This is a genomic window from Microbacterium sp. LMI12-1-1.1, from assembly GCF_040676455.1.
Lineage (GTDB): Bacteria > Actinomycetota > Actinomycetes > Actinomycetales > Microbacteriaceae > Microbacterium.
Window position 1 is genome coordinate 1,262,771 of the sequence record NZ_JBEGIA010000001.1, and the last position, 18,251, is coordinate 1,281,021.

At 70.7% G+C, this 18,251-nt stretch carries 11 protein-coding genes; 5 read left to right on the forward strand and 6 right to left on the reverse strand.

Annotated elements, in window-relative coordinates; all coding sequences use genetic code 11:
- Positions 1-158: 158 nt before the first annotated feature.
- On the forward strand, positions 159-1,073 hold the full coding sequence (locus MRBLMI12_RS06105; protein ID WP_363354799.1) for a PmoA family protein: 915 nt from the start codon (positions 159-161) through the stop codon (positions 1,071-1,073).
- Between the two features lie 305 nt (positions 1,074-1,378).
- On the opposite strand, the gene MRBLMI12_RS06110 is transcribed toward MRBLMI12_RS06105, so the two are convergent.
- Genes MRBLMI12_RS06110 through MRBLMI12_RS06120 form a run of 3 tightly spaced genes read right to left on the reverse strand, consistent with a single transcriptional unit; the run spans position 1,379 to position 8,345 of the window.
- Complete coding sequence (locus MRBLMI12_RS06110; protein WP_363354801.1) at positions 1,379-3,937, reverse strand: glycoside hydrolase family 3 C-terminal domain-containing protein; 2,559 nt, start codon at positions 3,935-3,937, stop codon at positions 1,379-1,381.
- Positions 3,934-6,300 (reverse strand): alpha-xylosidase, encoded by a 2,367-nt coding sequence (gene yicI / locus MRBLMI12_RS06115; protein ID WP_363354803.1) that lies wholly within the window; start codon positions 6,298-6,300, stop codon positions 3,934-3,936. Before yicI ends, MRBLMI12_RS06110 begins: the two co-directional genes overlap by 4 nt.
- Entirely contained in the window at positions 6,297-8,345 is a 2,049-nt protein-coding gene (locus tag MRBLMI12_RS06120) for a beta-galactosidase (protein WP_363354805.1), read from the reverse strand. Before MRBLMI12_RS06120 ends, yicI begins: the two co-directional genes overlap by 4 nt.
- A gap of 123 nt (positions 8,346-8,468) precedes the next feature.
- On the opposite strand from MRBLMI12_RS06120, the gene MRBLMI12_RS06125 reads away from it, so the two are divergent.
- Genes MRBLMI12_RS06125 through MRBLMI12_RS06135 form a run of 3 tightly spaced genes read left to right on the forward strand, consistent with a single transcriptional unit; the run spans position 8,469 to position 12,575 of the window.
- On the forward strand, positions 8,469-10,931 hold the full coding sequence (locus MRBLMI12_RS06125) for a glycosyl hydrolase family 95 catalytic domain-containing protein (RefSeq protein ID WP_363355746.1): 2,463 nt from the start codon (positions 8,469-8,471) through the stop codon (positions 10,929-10,931).
- On the forward strand, positions 10,925-11,914 hold the full coding sequence (locus MRBLMI12_RS06130) for a LacI family DNA-binding transcriptional regulator (protein WP_363354807.1): 990 nt from the start codon (positions 10,925-10,927) through the stop codon (positions 11,912-11,914). The genes MRBLMI12_RS06125 and MRBLMI12_RS06130 overlap by 7 nt, the downstream gene beginning before the upstream one ends.
- A gap of 55 nt (positions 11,915-11,969) precedes the next feature.
- Positions 11,970-12,575 carry a YesL family protein gene (locus tag MRBLMI12_RS06135; protein WP_363354809.1) on the forward strand — a complete coding sequence of 202 codons (606 nt, stop codon included), beginning with the start codon at positions 11,970-11,972 and terminating at the stop codon, positions 12,573-12,575.
- A 566-nt stretch (positions 12,576-13,141) separates the two neighbouring features.
- Here MRBLMI12_RS06135 and MRBLMI12_RS06140 read toward each other — a convergent pair.
- Genes MRBLMI12_RS06140 through MRBLMI12_RS06150 form a run of 3 tightly spaced genes read right to left on the reverse strand, consistent with a single transcriptional unit; the run spans position 13,142 to position 16,894 of the window.
- Positions 13,142-14,893, reverse strand: a complete 1,752-nt coding sequence (locus tag MRBLMI12_RS06140) for an ABC transporter substrate-binding protein (RefSeq protein WP_363354811.1) — start codon at positions 14,891-14,893, stop codon at positions 13,142-13,144.
- Between the two features lie 32 nt (positions 14,894-14,925).
- The gene (locus tag MRBLMI12_RS06145) at positions 14,926-15,882 is read right to left on the reverse strand and encodes a carbohydrate ABC transporter permease (RefSeq protein WP_331910963.1); all 957 of its coding nucleotides are present in this window, start codon (positions 15,880-15,882) and stop codon (positions 14,926-14,928) included.
- A gap of 10 nt (positions 15,883-15,892) precedes the next feature.
- Positions 15,893-16,894, reverse strand: a complete 1,002-nt coding sequence (locus tag MRBLMI12_RS06150; RefSeq protein ID WP_363354813.1) for an ABC transporter permease — start codon at positions 16,892-16,894, stop codon at positions 15,893-15,895.
- A gap of 332 nt (positions 16,895-17,226) precedes the next feature.
- Between MRBLMI12_RS06150 and MRBLMI12_RS06155 the strand changes: the two genes are divergently transcribed.
- On the forward strand, positions 17,227-18,234 hold the full coding sequence (locus MRBLMI12_RS06155; protein WP_363354815.1) for a LacI family DNA-binding transcriptional regulator: 1,008 nt from the start codon (positions 17,227-17,229) through the stop codon (positions 18,232-18,234).
- Positions 18,235-18,251: the final 17 nt, after the last annotated feature.

Sequence of the window (18,251 nt, forward strand, 5' to 3'; positions counted from 1 at the left end):
GGTGCGGTGTCTCCTGTGAGATGACGATGACGCTACCGTTCGCGCCGCCTCAGCGCCCGGAAACCCCTGCCCCTTGACACGGGCCTCAGCGAGCGGGAAAATCGCGCGTCCGCTCGCGTGGGGAAGCGTTTTCCGCCTGGATGCGCCACAATGAGACCGTGCCCGATCTGACGCTTCGCCTCGACGACACCGACCTGACCGTGACCACCGCCGGCGTCGACATCGCCCGGTACGCCTTCGCCCCGGGCGGCGCACCGTCGGAGGGGCCCAAGCCTTTCCTGCATCCGGTGCGCGCGCTCGACGGCGCCCCGCTCACGGCGTACCGCCCCTGGGACCACCGCTGGCACAAGGGCCTGCAGATGACGTGGACCCACGTGTCGGGCGAGAACTTCTGGGGCGGCAACACCTACCGCCCCGACACCGGCGACTACGCCCTGCTCGACAACGTCGGCCGCATGCGCCACGACGGCTTCACGGAGATGACGGATGCCGGCACCGAGGTGTCGTTCACCGAGCAGCTCACCTGGATCACGCAGGGCGGAGAGGAGTGGGTCGCCGAGACGCGGACGCACCGCTTCCACAGCGTCGACGCCGAGCGCGGCCTGTGGCTGCTGGACTTCTCGACGACGCTCCGCAACGTCGCCGGCCGCGACCTCGAGTTCGGCAGCCCGACGACGCAGGGCCGCCCGAACGCCGGCTACACCGGCTTCGTCATCCGGATGCCGCGCGCCTGGACCGGCGGCCGCGTGCTGGCCGGCGGCCTGCCCGACGACGCCGGCAGCGACGCCGTCATGGGTCTCGACGCGCCGTGGGTCGCCCTCTCGGGCGAGCACGACGAGTTCGACGGCGGCGGGACGGTGCTCGCATTCGCAGGCTCGTCGACCGGTGGCCCCGCGATCCGCTGGTTCGTGCGCAGCGAGCCGTTCCCGATCCTCGCGCCCTCCCCTTCGTTCGACGAGCACATCGTGCTCGCACCGGGGGCCGAGCTCTCGCTGGCGCACCGGCACGTCTTCGGCGACCGCATCTGGACCCCCGGCGAGACCCGCGCCCTCGCGGACGAACTCGCACCCTGAGTTCGTCGTCTGCGCCGGGTGCGGGGCGTTTCGTCTCGCTCGGCCCTCGCTCGCTCAATGACCGAGAGCAGAGTTCCGGTCGTTGAGCGAGGGAGCGCAGCGACCGAGACGAAACGCGCCGAACCGAACGGCCGCGCCGGGGCCCTCGCTCGCTCAACGACCGCGAGCAGAGTTCCGGTCGTTGAGCGAGGGAGCGCAGCGACCGAGACGAAACGCGCCGAACAGAACCGCCGCGCCGGGTGCAGCGCGTTTCGTCTCGCTCGTCCCTCGCTCGCTCAACGACCGGGAGGACGGACGGGCCCGCGTCAGGAGGCGATGACCTCGAGGTCCGCGCGGACGGGGAGGTCCCAGGCGGAGGGGCCCGCCCCGACGGCGTAAGCACCCGGCTGAACCCGGAGCGCGCCGGCGTGGAGCCAGTCGTCCACCGCTCCCGGCAGGCGCACGTCGTCATCCCAGACCGCGAGCCTGCCGGGCGAGAACTCGAGCTCGACGTCGCAGACCTCGCCGGGCGCGAGGCGCACGCGGCGATATGCGACGAGCACCCGGCGCGGGGTCGCGATCGCGAAGTCGCCGGTGGGCAGCACGTACAGCTGCACGAGCTCCTCGGCGTCGCGGTCGCCGGTGTTGCGCACCCGCACCACCGCCTGCACGACGGGCTCATCCCCGCGCGGCGCGAAGCCGGCGTGACGGTGCGTCGGCGCCGGAGCGGCAATCGCCACGCGGCCCGCGCGGTCGGATTCTCCGCTCGTCGCGGCATCCGCCAGCGTCACGGACTCGTACGCGACCGGTGCGAACGTGAGGCCGTGACCGAACGCGAACGCGGGCTCGCCGGCCTGGTGGCGGTAGGTCGCGCCCTGCCGCAGCGTGTCGTAGTCGAACAGGTCGCCCGCCTGCTCCTCGGTGGCGGGCCAGCTCTGCGACAGGCGGCCCGACGGCTCGCGATCGCCCGAGAGCACGTCGATGACGCCGTGCCCGAGCTCCTGACCGCCATGACTCGACCACACCACGGTTGCGGCATCCACGTCGTCCAGCACGTAGGGGTAGCTCGACACGACCGTGAGCACCGCGCGCGGGTTCGCCTCGCGTGCCGCGCGCCACACCTCGGCGGCAGCGGCGGGCAGCCGCAGGTGCGGGCGGTCCTCGGTCTCGCGCCCCGCCAGGTGCGGGTCGTTGCCCACCGCGACGATGACGGCGTCGGCTCGCGCGGCCGCCTCGGCTACCGCGGAGGCGCCGGACCGCACGACGCGCACGCCGAACCGCTCGGCGTCGTCGAGGGTCACCGCCTCGGCCGCGAGCAGCCCCGAGTCGCGGAAGGTCCGCACCCAGCGGCCCGAGCCGAGGTGCAGCAGCGACCAGCTGCCGTCGGCGTGCACGTGGGCGCGGAAGCTCTCCTGCACGATCCACCCGCCGACCCGGGCGGCGTCGGCGCGCATCGGCCAGGAGCCTCCGGTGAGCAGCAGACCGCTCGCGTGGGAGCGGAGCGTGAGGACGCCGTCGCCCCAGTCCGTGACGTCGAACAGCGCGTCGTCTCCGGCGGCGTCGGCCGACGCCTCGACGACCGAGCCGTCCGCGGCGGCGACGACGTAGCGCCCGTTCGATGCGGCGCGCAGGGCCACCGTGTCGGCACCGGTCACGACCTCCGCCTCGCCGAAGCGCTCGGCGGCCGCGGCACCGATGCCCACCGAGTACGGCGGGGTGCCGGCGTACCAGTCGGTGAGCACGAGGTCGGCGAGCGGTCCGACGACCGCGACCTTCGAGGCATCCGAGAGTGGCAGCACTCCGTCGTCGTTCCGCAGCACGACGACGGAGCGCGCCACCGTCTCGCGGGCGAGCTCACGCGCCTCCGGCGCGTCGATCGCCTCGACGCCGATACCCGCGTACGGGTCGTCGGCGCCGTCGAACTCACCGGTGCGGATGCGCAGCTCGAGCAGGCGCACCACCGCCCGGTCGATGTCGTCGGTCGTGAGGAGCCCGGCCTCCAGCGCCTCGCGCAGGTAGCCGATGGTGGGCGCCGCGTTCGCGTCGTTGTCGGTGAACGAGTCGAGCCCCGAGCGCACCAGCGCCGCGGCGGCGTGGACGTGGTCGGGCTGGGCGCGCTGGGTGGTCACGAGGAACGTGGGCGCGCCGGCATCCGACACGACCGCGATCGATTCGTCGGTCCACGACCGCGCCTCGGCGACGAGTTCGGGCTGCGTGTGCGCCGGGATGCCGTTGACCTGGTTGTAGGCGAGCATGACGCCGCCCGCAGCACCGGCCTCGATCGCGCCGCGGAAGGCGGGCAGCTCCTCTTCGTGGAGCGTGCGCAGCGACATCTCGGACGACGTCGTGGAGCGGTCCGTCTCGTTGTTGTAGGCGAGGAAGTGCTTGAGCGCGGGCACCGTGCGCCAGACCCGCGGGTGGTCGCCGCGCAGGCCCCGAGAGTACGCCGTGCCGAACACGGCGGTGACGTGCGGGTCTTCGGAGTACCCCTCCTCGTTGCGCCCCCACGCGGGGTGGCGCAGCGTGTTGACCACCGGCGCCCAGACGTTGAGGCTCACGAGCGGGTTCTCGGCGCGCTTGGCGCGCACCTCGATCGCGGCGACCTCGCCCACCTTCTCGACGAGGTCGGTGTCCCATGTCGCGGCGAGGCCGACGGGCTGCGGGAACACCGTCGCCCGGCCGAGCCATGCGGCACCGTGCAGCGCCTCGCACCCGGTGCGCCACTCGGCGACGCCGAGCCGCTCGATCGCGGGGGCCGCCTGGTGCAGCATCGCGATCCGCTCGTCGGGCGTCAGCCGGTCGAGCAGGTCACGCGCACGCGCCGCGAGCGGCTGGTCGACCTGCCGGAACAGCGGCTGCCCCTCGGCGGGCACCGTTTCGCTCATCGTGCGTCCTCCTCGATCTCGATGCGGATCTCTCCGGATGCCGCAGCCCGCGCGATCCGGTCTCCCACCTGCAGCGCCCACGGCGCGCGCGCGTCGTCCGATGCGGCGATGATCGCCCCGCCTTCGCGGCGCACGCGGAACGTGGTGGCGCCGGCGGCGCCGATGGATCCCTTGGCGTCGTGGCCGGGCACCGTCGTGACGGCGTCGTAGCCGTCGGGCAGCTCGAAGCAGCGCAGGGTCACGCCGTCCGCCCAGTCGTAGTCGGGGCGGCTGTCGTCGGCCCCGAACGGCAGCACGGTGCCGGGGCGCACGCGCAGCGGCACCGAGTCGTAGCCGTGGGTCTCCGCCACCCACCGGCGGCCGTCGACGACCGAGCCGTCCAGGAGCGAGGTCCATCGTCCCTCGGGCACGTAGTACTCCACGCTGCCGTCGGCGGTGAAGACCGGGGCCACCAGCAGCGACTCGCCCAGCATGTACTGGGTGTCGGCGTCGAAGCCGGAGCGGTCGCCGGGGAACTCCAGCACCATCGGACGCATCATCGGCGTGCCGTCGGCATGCGCCTGCTCGGCCGCACCGGCCAGATACGGCATGAGACGCATCTTCAGCTTCGTGAACTCACGGGCGATGTCGACGGCCTCCTCGTCGAAGGCCCACGGCACGCGGACCGACGACGAGCCGTGCAGCCGGGAGTGCGACGAGAGCAGGCCGAACGCGAGCCACCGCTTGAACAGGCCCGGGTCGGGCGTGCCCTCGAACCCGCCGATGTCGTGGCTCCAGTAGCCGAAGCCCGACATGGCGAGCGACAGCCCGCCGCGCAGGGACTCTGCCATCGAGAGGAAAGTCGAGTCGTTGTCGCCGCCCCAGTGCACCGGGAACTGCTGCGAGCCGGCGGTCGCCGAGCGCGCGAAGACGACCGCGTCCCCGACGCCGTGGTGCCGCTCCAGCGCGCGGAAGACGACCTCGTTGTAGAGCTTCGCGTAGTAGTTGTGCATGCGGTGCGGGTCCGACCCGTCGTGCCACACGACGCCCTCGACCGGGATCCGCTCGCCGAAGTCGGTCTTGAACGCGTCGACGCCCTGGTCGAGCAGTCCCTGCAGCTTCGCGACGTACCAGTCGGCCGCCTCCGGGTTCGTGAAGTCCACGAGCCCCATGCCGGCCTGCCACATGTCCCACTGCCACACGCTGCCATCGGTGCGCCGCAGCAGGTAGTCCTTGTCGGCCGCCTCGCGGAACAGCGCCGAGCGCTGGGCGATGTAGGGGTTGATCCACACCGCCACGTGGACGCCGCGCTCGTGCATGCGGGCGATCTGGCCGACCGGGTCGTGGAAGGCGCGGGCGTCCCACTCGAAGTCGGTCCACTGGTACTCCCGCATCCAGAAGCAGTCGTAGTGGAAGACCGACAGCGGGATGTCGCGCTCGGCCATGCCGTCGACGAAGGCGCTCACGGTGTCTTCGTCATAGCTGGCGGTGAAGGATGTCGTGAGCCACAGCCCGAACGACCACGCCGGCACGCGCGCCGGGCGCCCGGTGAGTGCGGTGTAGCGGCGCAGCACGTCCTTCGGCTCGGGTCCCGCGATGACGTAGTAGTCGAGCGACTCGCCGTCGACCGAGAACTGCACGCGCGAGTTGACCTCGCTGCCGACCTCGAACGAGACGTTCGCGGGGTTGTCGACGAAGACGCCGTAGCCGCGCGACGTGATGTAGAACGGCACGTTCTTGTACGACTGCTCGCTCGAGGTGCCGCCGTCGGCGTTCCACGTGTCGACGACCTGGCCGTTCTTCACGAATGCGCCGAAGCGCTCGCCGAGCCCGTAGACCCGCTCGCCCGGTTCGATGCTCAGCTGCTGGTGCACCCAGGTGGGCTGCGTGCCGCCGGCGGCGGTGCCCGCGGTGCCGGGGGTCCCGGTCGTGCCGTTCTTGCCGCTGGTGCCCGTGAAATGCCCGATCGATCGCGGCAGCGAGCTGGTGAGCACGCGCCCGTCGCTCTCGAAGTCGACGCGCCACTGACCTGCGGACCGCGAGACGCGCGCAGCCAACGAGCCGGACGTGAGGATGCCGGCCTCGTCGTCGATGGCGATGTCGGGGCGGAAGCCCTCCTCGCCGAACACCTCGAAGTCGGGGCCCCGGTGCACGGCCCCCGCGTGCCGCTCGACCCGCACCTTGACGACGCCGGGCGCCGGGGCCGAGAGCGTCATCGTCAGCATCGCGCGATTGAGGGTGTCGCCGCGGTCGCGGATCACGGCCGTCGGGGCATACACGGTCATGGTGCCGGCCGCCTCGTCGTGGCGGATGTCGTCGACCTCGACCGCATACAGCGGCGCGAGTCCCGGCCGGGTGAGCCAGTAGCCATCGGTGAACTTCACTCTGCGTGCCTTTCGATGAGCACCATGGCGGCGCCGGGGGCGAGCGTGGCCCGCCCGTCGACGTCCGCGTCCGACAGGAGATCCCGGTGCGGCCCGGGCACCGTGAGGTGCCGCGTCGCCTGGCCGTGGTTGAGAAGGAAGAGGGCGTCGCCGCGCCGCACGGCCTCGACGTCGTCGGGCAGCACGCGATCGGGCACGACGCCGGTCACGCCCGCGGCGTCGAGCGCGTCGTCGAGGACGGCGGCGAGCGCATCGTCCGACGCGAGGGCGCCCAGGTACCAGGCGGTGCCGTCGCCGACACGGTGGCGCGTGATCGCCGGCGCTCCGGCGAGATGCCCGTCGCCGAAGCGGGCGAGCACGTCGGCGCCTTCGGCGCGCAGCCGCTCCCCGAGCACGGTGGCCTCGGCCGTCGCCGGGCCGGTCGTCCAGCCGGCCTCCACCGCGAGCGGCGTCGGCGCGTCGGGCAGCCCCACCCACTCCTCGCCGCTGACGCCGAGAAGGTCGCGCAGCAGCACCGGGGAACGCCCGGTGAGGATGCCGGCGTTGACGTCGGCGACCCCCGAGAACGGGCCCACGACGAGGCTCGCGCCACCTTCGACCGCCGCACGGAGTGCGGCTGCGGCATCCGTCTCGAGGATGTACGTGTGCGGCACGAGCACGACCCGGTACGCCGAGAGGTCGGCGCCGGGGCGCACGAGGTCGACCGCGATGCCGCGGCGCCACAGCGCGCGGTGCCAGCGCTGGACCTGCTCGAGGGTGTCGAGCCGCTCGGTCGGGCGCCCGGGCTCGTCGGCGGCCCAGCGCGAGGGCCAGTCGAAGAGGAGCGCGACGGATGCCGCCACCCGGCCGCCGACCACCGGCCGCAGCCGCCGCAGGTCGGCGCCCAGCGCACAGGCGCCCGCGAAGACCTCTGTGTCGGCTCCGGCGTGCGGCAGCAGCGCGGAGTGGAAGCGCTCGGCGCCCGTCCGGGCCTGCCGCCACTGGAAGAAGCAGATCGCGTCGGCCCCGCGCGCGACGGCCTGCAGCGAGTCCAGGCGCGCGCGATCCCGGCTTTTCGGGAGGTTGTGCGGGCGCCACGAGGTCGCGCTCACCGCCTGCTCCATGAGCACCCACGGGCGGCCGTCGCCGAGCGAGCGCATGAGGTCCTGTACGAGTGCGATGTCGGACGACGCGGCCGCGGCGGCGTGGTCGGGGTACTGGTCGTCGGCGACGACGTCGACGTCGCCCGCCCACTCCCACAGGTCGGTGAGCGGCTCGAACCCCATGAAGTTGGTGGTGACCGGCTGCGTCGCACCGGCGTCGCGGATCGCGTCGCGCTGTTCGCCGAAGACGCGCTGCAGCGCCCACGACGTGTAGCGGCGGAAGTCGAGCGACTGCGCCGGGTTGACGAGATAGGGCATGCGCCGCGGGGGCAGGATCTCGTCGAAGTCGCGGTAGCGCTGCGCCCAGACGAGCGTGCCCCAGGCGTCGTTGAGCGCGTCGATCGTGCCGTAGCGGTCGGCCAGCCACAGCCGGAACTCGCGTGCGGCCTCGTCGCCGAAGTCGATCTGGCCGAACTCGTTGCCGACGTGCCACATGCGCACCGCAGGGTGGGTCGCGTAGCGCTCCGCCATCGCGGTCGCGATCGACAGAGCATGCGCGCGGTAGACGCGCGAGGCCGGCGTGAACTGGTTGCGCGATCCGGCGGCGAGGCGCACGCCGTCGGGATTCACGGGCAGCGTCTCGGGGTGCAGGATGCCGAGCCACGGCGGCGGCGACGCGGTCGGCGTCGCGAGGTCGACGGCGATGCCGTGCGCGTGCAGCAGGTCGAGCACCTCGTCGAGCCATGCGAAGTCCCGCTCCCCCGGCGACGGCTCGAGGCGCGCCCAACTGAAGACGCCCACCGTGACGAGGTTGACGCCGGCGCGGACCATCAGCTCGACATCCTCGTGCCAGACCTCGCGGGGCCACTGCTCGGGGTTGTAGTCGCCGCCGAAGCAGATGCCGAGTTCGCGGGTGAGCTCACCGAACGCGTCGATGCGGCGCGGGTGCGGGGTGGCGGCCATGGAGCGGAGAACCTCTTCGCTGAGTTTCGTGCGGCGGACGGGGTGATCGACGAGCGGATGCCGAAGTGGGCGACGATCTTTCGAAGCGCTTCAACACCGAGACCATATACTAAGGGTGTGACGATGTCCACGCGCCGCGATGATGCGGCCACGCGCCTCCGCTCCGAGGCCCTGCACTCCCTTCGCGCGTCCGCGCCGGCCTCCCGGTGGCTCGAGGCGTACCCCGTCGGCAACGGCCTGCGCGGCGCCATGTGCGCCGGCCTCGCCGGGGGCGAGAAGCTGTGGCTGAACGACATCACGGCGTGGTCGGGTCACGCCGGCGCCGACCCGCTCGAGGGCGTCACCGTGCGCGGGGCGGATGCGCTCGAGGCCGTCCGCGGGGCGATCGAGGCGGACGATCTCGACGCGGCGGATGCGCTGCTGCAGCGGATGCAGACGCCGTGGGTGCAGGCCTACCTGCCGCTCGGCTGGATCGACATCGAAGTGCTGCGGCCACCGGTCGGCGCCGGCCCGGGGACCTTCCAGCGGCGCCTGGACCTCGCGACCGGCGTCGCGACGCACTCCTACGTCGGCGTGACGCACCGCACGTGGGCCGACCTCGTGACCGGACTGATCATGCACGAGATCACGGCTGAGGAGCCGATCTCCGTGCGGCTCCAGGTCGGTTCGCTGCTGCGGGCGAAGTCCGCTCCCGCGAACGTGGGCGGCGACCTGGTGACCCAGTGGCTGCTTCCGGTCGACGTGGCTCCCGGCCACGAGCAGCCGGCCGAGCCGGTCCGATACGACGAGCGGATCGGACGCCACGGCGCCGTCGTGGTGCGCTCGTTCGGCGCTGCCGAGGTGGCCGACGGGGTCCTCACCAGCGCTGCCGCGACCACCCACCTGTTCGCCGTCGCGACGGCGACCGCGCCCTCGCTGCCCGGCGACCCCGCCGATGACCGCGACGCACGGCAGCGCGCGCAGGACCTGCTCTCCGGCATCCCGGTAGCCACCGATGTCACCAGCACAGCGACGGCGCTCCTCGGTGCGCACGTCGCGGCGCACGGCGCCCTCTACGAGCGGTGCGCGCTCGAGCTGCCCGCTCCCGATGACGCCGACGCCGGCTCGCTCGACACCGTCGACCGCGTGTACCGCGCCCAGGAGCGCGACGACGCCGCACTGGCGGCGCTGGCGTTCCACTACGGGCGGTACCTGCTCATCGCATCGTCGCAGCCCGGCGGCCTCCCGATCACGCTGCAGGGTCTCTGGAACGCCGAGCTCCCGGGGCCGTGGTCGAGCGCGTACACGCTCAACATCAACACGCAGATGGCGTACTGGCCGGCCGAGACCACCGGCCTCGCCGAATGCCACGAGCCGCTGCTGCGGTTCACGCGGCGGCTCTCGGAGACCACGGGGCCGGTCGTCGCGCGGGAGCTGTACGGCGCGGACGGCTGGGTCGCCCATCACAACTCGGATGCCTGGGCCCACGCGGCACCGGTGGGCGCGGGCCACGGCGACCCGGCGTGGGCGAACTGGTCGCTCGGCGGCGTGTGGCTCGCACTGCACCTGTGGGAGCACTACGCGTTCGGAGGGGACCGCGCGTTCCTGCGCGACGAGGCCTGGCCGGCGCTCGCGTCGGCCGGGGCCTTCGCCCTGTCGTGGATCCAGGACGACGGCGAGCGCGCGTGGACGAGTCCGTCGACCTCGCCCGAGAACCACTACCTCGACGCCGACGGCCGCGAGCACGGCGTCGCTGTCACCGCCACGATGGATGTCGCGCTGCTGCGGGAACTGGCCGCGGTCTGCCGCGCTGGCGCCGCGACGCTGGGCCTCGACGAGCCCTGGGTCGCGGAGCTCACCGCGCGCACCGGCAGGCTGCCCGACCCGCGCGTCTCGGCGCGGGGCGACCTGCTCGAGTGGGATCGCGAACGCACCGAGGCCGAGCCGGAGCACCGGCATCTGTCGCACCTTCTCGGGCTGTTCCCGCTCGCGCAGATCACGCCCGAGGCGACGCCGGAGCTCGCCCGCGCGGCATCCGAGTCGATCCGGCTGCGCGGTCCGGAGTCGACGGGTTGGGCACTCGCGTGGCGGGCAGGCATGCAGGCGCGCCTCGGCGACGGCGAGGCGGTGCACGCTCAGCTGCGGCTGGCGCTCCGACCCGCCGATGAGGGCTCCGACGAGCACCGCGGCGGCCTCTACCCGAACATGTTCAGCGCCCACCCGCCGTACCAGATCGACGGCAACCTGGGCGTGACCGCGGCGATCGCGGAGGCCCTCGTGCAGTCCTTCGACGAGCCGGCCGAGCAGGGCGAGTCCCTGCCACGACCGCAGGCGGAGTCGATAGACCCCGCGCGCGTGCGGCTGCGGCTGCTGCCCGCGCTGCCGCCGCAGTGGCCCGACGGCGCCGTGCGCGGCATCCGTTCCCGTGGTGACGTCTCGGTCGATGTCGAATGGACAGACGGACGCCTCGTGCGGGCACGACTTCGGGCAGGCGCGCGAGCGGCGACAATGATGGTGCACGGGCCCGACGGATCGATCGGCACGTACGAGCTCGCCCCCGGAACCACGCGGGTGATCGAAGCAGGAGAACGGGGAACCTCATGGTGACGATCGCTGACGTCGCACAGGCGGCGGGCGTGTCGATCTCGACGGTGTCGTACGTCATGAGCGGCAAGCGGGCCATCTCGCAGGAGACGCGCGACCGCGTCGAGAAGGCCATCGACAACCTCGGCTTCAGCCCGCACGCGGGCGCGCGGTCACTGGCGTCGCGGTCGACCAACGTCATCGGACTCCAGGCTCCGCTGCGCACGGGCGTCGACGTGCACGTCGTGATGCAGATCGTCACCGGCGTCGTCACGCAGGCGCGCAAGCACGGCTACGACATCCTGCTGCTCGCCAGCGACGACGCCAAGGCGCTGCAGCGAGCCGCCAAGGGATCGATGGTCGACGCCCTGCTGGTGATGGATGTCGAGTCCGACGACCCGCGCATCGACACGCTGTCGGGCCTCGGGCATCCGAGCGTCCTGATCGGCCTGCCCGAGGGGCGGCGGGCGATCCCCTGCGTCGACTTCGACTTCGAGGCCGCGGGCTGGCTGGCCGTGGATCGCCTCGTCGCGCTCGGCCACCGGCGCCTCGCCCTCATCGGCTCGCCTCCCGAGGTCATGTCGCGCCACACCTCCTACGCCGACCGCCTGGCGCGGGGCTTCCTTGCGGCCTGCGAGGCCAACGGAGTGACCGGCACCGTGCACGCGTGCCCGAGCAGCGCCGAGTCGGTCGCGACCGTCGACGCGGTGATGACCGAGAACCCCGACATCACGGGCTTCTTCGTGCACAACGAGGGCGCGCTGCCGCATGTGGCCACGACGATCGCCCAGCGCGGTCAGGCGCGCGGCGACGACCTCGCCGTCGTCGCGCTGTGCCCCGACGACGTCGCCCGCTCGGTGTCGGGACTCGCCGACAGCATCGCCGTGCCGGCCGAGGCGATCGGCGCGGCCGCGACCGACATGATCTGCGAGATCCTCGCGAACGGCGCGAAGCCTGCCGTGCGGCTGCTGCCGCCGGCCCTGACCGGAGTGCCCGCGGCGACATGACCGTGACCTGCGCGCATGCCTCCCCGCCCGGCGCCGGTCAGCGGGTGACCCGCTGATGCGGATCGACCCCGACAGCCGCACCCTCGGCGGCTTCTCGACGTTCCTGACCTTCGTCGGGCTCAACCTCCTGTACATCGTGCTGTGCCTGCCGGTCGTGACGATCGGCGCCGCCACCAGCGCGCTGTACGAGGTGACCCTGCGCTACTCCGACGACGAGAGCGGGCGTCCCCTCAAGGACTTCTTCCCCGCGTTCCGCGCCAGCTTCGGCCGCGCGACGGTCCTGATGCTCTGCCTGCTGCTCCCGGCCGCGCTGCTCGGCTTCTCGAGCGTGTTCTGGTTCGCGCACCCCGCGCTGCTGGCCGGCGCGGCCGGGATCGCCGCGGTCATCGGCAGCGTGTACCTCTTCGCGGCGTTCCTATACGCGATGGCCCAGGTGGCGTACTTCCGCAACACCGTGCGCCAGACGCTCAAGAACGCCCTCCTGCTGCCCGCCGCCGAGCCCGTCCGCACGCTGGGCGTGCTGGTGATCCCCGTCACCGCCGTCGCGCTCATGATCCTGTTCCCGCCGGCGGCGATCCTGGTCGGCACGATCGGCTTCTCCGTCGGCGCCTACGCGACCGCCTTCCTCTTCCGCAGCGTCTTCACCCGCCACGACACCTGATCCGGTTCGCGGCGCCGCCTGGCGCTCGCAGTCGCTCGACTGGTTCCGCGGCGGCGTTCGGCGTCGAGGACTTGCGCGCCCGCGCGCTCGCGCCCGCGACGCGGGCAGGCAGCACGTTGTCGAAAACCCCAATGAACTTCCGGTTCACACACCCCCGATGAACTTCCGGTTCACACACCCACAGCAACTTCCGGTCCGCACACCCGGATGAACTTCCGGCGCACACGGGTCGGATGAACTTCCGGTTCACAACCCGCATCAACTTCCGGTTCACACACCCCCGATGAACTTCCGGTTCACACACCCACAGCAACTTCCGGTCCGCACACCCCGATGAACTTCCGGCGCACACGGGTGGAGTGAACTTCCGGCTCACACACTCGCATCAACGTCCGGCTCACACAGGTGCGCCGTTTGCCCCAAGGTTGTCTGTTGTGTGAACCGGAAGTTCAGCGGCCCCCACGAGGGATGTCTGGCGACGGCGAAGACCGACGCGGATGCCGTCACCCGGGCAAGAACGAAGGGCCCGGGATGCAGCATCCCGGGCCCTTCGCGTCATGCGGGTGTCAGCCGGCGAACTCCTCCGCCACGGCGACGCGCGCGTCGTTCTGCGACTTCGCGTTGTCCATGTCGAACTCGAGCACCTGCTCGTAGCCGAGGCCGTTCGCGGTCTCGATGAGCTCGTCGCGCAGCGACTCGAACTGCGCCTCGCTCTCGGCGAAGACCATCTGCCACGAGTACTGCTTGATGATCTCCTTGACCTGATTGCGCAGCGTCTCGATCTCGGAGTCGTCGGCGGGAGCCGCGTAGCTCGCGCCCGGGGCCACGAGCACCTGGTCGTTCGCCTGCAGGTACTCCATGGTCGAGGTCGCGTCGCCCATCTTCGCCGACCAGTCCTCGGTCAGCGGGTTGGCGATCGAGGCCTGGTAGGTCGGCCAGAACGTGTAGCTGTACGGCAGGCCGGTCTCGGCGTCGGTGTCGATCGGGAGGACCGCGCTCAGGTTCAGCGCGGACACGCCGTCGGCGTACTCGCCGCCGCCCCATTCCTCGGGAACGGTCGCGCCGCCCTGCAGGAACACCTCATTGCCGAAGTCGGTGAGCTCCGGCTCACCGGCGTCGTTGACCTCCCACGTGAGGCCCTGCGGGCCGGCCGAGGCTCCGGTCTGGCTGCTGTTGGCGTACGCGCCCTCGGCGGAGTACAGCCAGTCGACGAATGCGGCGATGCGCTCCGGGTCGTCGGCCTTCGAGCCGATCGCGAAGACCTGCTTGCCGCCGTACGCCTCGGCGCCGTACGAGAAGATGTTCTGGTCCTGCAGGGGCGCCATCTGGAAGCCCTTGCCGGCGGCCATGTTCTCTTCGGTGTTGAAGGCCGACTGCCCGAGCCAGGGCCACCAGGAGAACAGCACCTGGCCGTTCTGGAACTTCGAGAACAGCGTGTCGTAGTTCTGCGTGGTCGACTCCGGGTCGACCAGGCCCAGCTGGTTGGCGTCGAAATAGAGCTTCAGGTTGCGGATGTACTCGCCGTCGGGGTCGAGGATGCTCTGATAGTCCGAGCCATCGGCCTTGGACAGCACGAACCCGATCTCGTCGTAGCCGTAGAAGCACGCCGGCTGCTTGGCGGTCACCATCATGTTGCCGTCCCAGTCCTTGAACAGCGAGAAGGCGTAGGTGGGCTGGCCGTTGTCGGCGGCGGGGTGGGCCGCCTGCATGTCGGCGAGCACCGGGAGCAGGTCCTCGAGCGTGCCGATCTCGGGGTAGCCGAGCTCCTTGTAGTAGTCCCACCGCACGTACGGGCCGAAGGTCGGGTTCAGGCCCTCGGACGGCTCGGTGGGCTTGAGGGAGGAGACCGCGGACGGGAAGCCGTAGATGCCGTCCTTGCCGTCGTTGAGCTTCTCGACGGCCGCGTCGAACTCGGCGGCATTGTCCATCGCCGGGTAGTAGTTCGACGCGTCCTGCACCAGACCGCCCTCGATGAGCTCGTCGAGCTTCTCGCCCTTGTCGGTGATGATGAGGTCGCCGAGGTCACCGGCGGCCACGCGCGTGTTGTACAGGGTGTCGCCGCCGCCCGCGACGTTCGGGGCGATGATGTTCAACTTCATGTTGAACTTGTCCTTGACGATCTTGGCGAACCAGCCCTGCTGGACGCCCATGTAGTTCGCGAGACCGTCGAACACGTCGATCGTGATCTCCTCGTCCCACGCCTCGGGGAACTGGTCGATCGCACCTTGATCGTCGCCGCCGCCTGCGCTGCAGGAGGCCAGCGATCCCGCGGCGAGCAGCGCCACGAGCGCCAGGGACACCTTCTTTCGAAGCTTCATTGCTTTCCTTTCTTGGTGGTGCGTGGCCGCCGTCAACCCTTGACGGCGCCCAGCATGATGCCCTTCACGAAGAAGCGCTGGAACAGGGGATAGATGAAGATGATGGGCAGCACGACCAGCACCGAGACGGTCATGCGTATCGAGGTCGGCGTCTGCTGGGTCGCCACCCCGGCTATCTGGCCGAGATTGCCGCCCGCGTTCTGCGCGGCCTGCGCCAGACTCGACGCCTGGTTGATGAACATGTAGAGCAGGTACTGCAGCGTGTACAGGCTCTGATCGGTGATGTAGATCAGGGTGTCCTGGAAGCTGTTCCACTGCGTGACCGCGCTGAAGATCGCGATCGTCGCGAGGATCGGCGTCATGTTCGGCAGATAGACGCGGAAGAAGACCTGCAGGATGTTGGCGCCGTCGACCTCGGCGGCCTCCTGCAGCTCGCGCGGCATCGACTCGACGTAGGTCTTGGCGAGGATCACGTTGAACGGCTGCACCACGAACGGCAGCACGTAGACCCAGAAGTTGTTCGTCAGTCCCAGCGTCTTCATGATGATGAACACCGGGATCAGGCCCGCGCTGAAGTACATCGTGATGATGAGGAAGCGGTACCAGAACTTGCGTCCCCACATGCGGGTCTGCGTGAACATGAAGCCGAGGAACGCGGAGGCGAGCACCGTCAGCACGGTGCCGATCACGGTGCGGCCGACGCTGACCACGGTCGCCATCGGCAGGCCCGGCAGCTGGAACACCTGCGTGTAGTTCGAGAGGTGGAATCCGACCGGCCACAGGCGCACATCCCCGAGCGCGGAGACGTCGTTGGCGCTGACCGAGTTGATGATCAGGTAGTAGAAGGGGTACGCGCAGATGATCGCGAACAGCAGGAACAGCGCATAGTTCGCGATGCGGAACAGCACATCGCCGACCGTCGCCCGGTAGCGGGCGGAGGTGTCTCCGCGCTTCGCGGTGGTGAGCGTCTTCGTCATCGTCGTGGTCATGGCCCGGCCCTCAGACGATCGATTCGCCGCGGACACGCTTGGAGACCGCGTTGACGGTGAGCAGGAGGGCGACCGAGATGAGGCTCTTCAGCATGCCGATCGCGGTGGCCAGCGACAGGCTGTTGCCCGTCATGCCGATGTTGTAGACGTACAGGTCGAGCACCTGGATCCACTCCTTGTTGAACGCGTTCTGGAACACGTAGTACTGCTCCATGCCGTTGTTGAGGATGTTGGCGATCGACAGCAGCAGCAGCACGAGGTACGTCGGCATCAGCTGCGGCACGGTGATGTAGCGCATCAGCTGGAAGCGCCCGGCCCCGTCGATGCGGGCCGACTCGTAGAGCGACTGGTCGATGCCCGCGATCGAGGCGAGGTAGATGATCGCGCCCCAGCCGAGTCCCTTCCAGATGCTCCAGAGCGTCATGGTGATCCAGACGTTCTGGTCGCTGTCGAGGAACTTGATCGGCGTCGTGATGAGTCCCGCGTCGTTGAGCACGTCGTTGACCAGGCCCGAGCTCGAGAAGAGCGAGAAGGCGATCATGTACACGAGCACCCACGAGATGAAGTTGGGGAGCGCGGTGAGGGTCTGCACCGAGCTGCGGAACCACGGCGCCTTCACCTCGTTGAGGAGGATCGCGAAGAACAGCGGCAGCACGGATGTCGCGATGCCGAGGAAGCTGATCGCCAGGGTGTTCATCAGCACCTGGCCGATCTGGGCCATCTGCGTCGGCGAGCTCACGAGCATCTGGAACCACTGCAGCCCGACGAACTCGCTGCCCTCGAGGCCGAGGGCCGGCTTGTAGTCGTAGAGCGAGTAGATCCAGCCGTACAACGGGAGGTACGAGAACAGGAACGCGAGGATCAGGAACGGGACGATGCAGAGGAACAGCGTGAACGAGGTGCGGCTGCCCGCGGGGCGCGGCCGCCGTGCGCGACCCTTCCTCGAATTCTTGTCGAGGTTGTGGACCGCGGCCTCCTGGAAGACCGTCTGCGCTTGAGCCTGCGTGGTCATCGGACCGTGCCCGGGTGCGCGGCATCCGCCGAGACTGCCGCCGGGTGAGCATGACGCCGTTCCATGTCACTCCTTCGTGTACGTGGCTGCCGCTCCATCGAGGGCGGGTTTTCGGGTTCCAGTGTCGAACCGCTTCGATTTCGAACCGCTTCGATTGAAGAGTAGGCGGGAGGACCGGATTCGTCAAATGCCTTCCCGTAACGCCGAGGTAACGATCGGGAGCCGTCCGGCGGGGCGTCCGCACCATGGAAAGCGCCTACCATGGTCGGACCGGACGCGCGGAGGCGTCCGTTCCCGGCCGGATGCCGGGAGAACAGGACGGAACGAGCGACATGAAGCGAGTCGGCATCCGTGATGTCGCCGAACGCGCCGGCGTGTCGATCAGCACCGTCTCGAACGCGCTCAACCGCCCGCACATGGTCAGCGAGCGCCTCGTCGACCGGGTGCGCTCGGCCGCCGATCAGCTCGGCTACGTTCCGCTGCAGGCGGCGCAGCAGCTGCGCGCGGGCAGGTCCGGCCTCCTCGGCATGACCGTCATCAACATCGCGAACCCGTTCTTCGCCGAAATGGTCGCCGGCGCCGAGGACGCGGCGTCCGCCGCGGGACTCCGCGTGCTCGTCGGCAACTCCAGCGACGACGTCGCCAAGGAGCGCGATCACCTCGAGCTCTTCGAGCGCGTGCAGGTCGAGGGCGCCCTGGTCAGCCCGTTCGGCCCCCTGGAGCCGTGGCTGCAGCGACTGCGCGGCCGCGGCATCCCCGTCGTGCTGGTGGATGCGGTCGACGACACCGGCGAGCTGCCCTCGGTGTCGTTCGACGACGTCGCGGGTGGCCGGCTCGCGGCCGAGCACCTGCTCGCGACCGGTCGCCGTCGCCTGGCCTTCGTCGGGGCGCGCGAGGAGGTGCGGCAGGTGCGCGAGCGCCTGCAGGGCGCGCGCCTGGCCGTCGCCGCGCACGAGGGCGCGTCCCTCGAGCCCATCTGGACCTCGCGCACCACCTCTGATCTCGGCCGCGCCTTCGGCGAGCAGCTCGCGGCCCGCTCCCCCGCCGACCGGCCCGAGGGGATCGTGACGTCCAACGACCACCTCGCCATCGGGCTCGTCCACGGCCTGATCTCGCAGGGCGCGCGGGTGCCCGACGACGTCGCCGTCGTCGGCTACGACGACATAGAGTTCGCGGCGATCGCCGGCGTGCCGCTCACCTCGGTTCGCCAGCCGGCTCGCGAGATGGGGCACACGGCCGCCGAGATGCTGCTGGCCCGGATCGCGGGCACCGCCGGTGCGGATCTGGGGAACGTCGTCTATCAGCCGGAGCTCGTCGTCCGCGCCTCGACCGGCGGCTGACCGCATATCGACTTCCT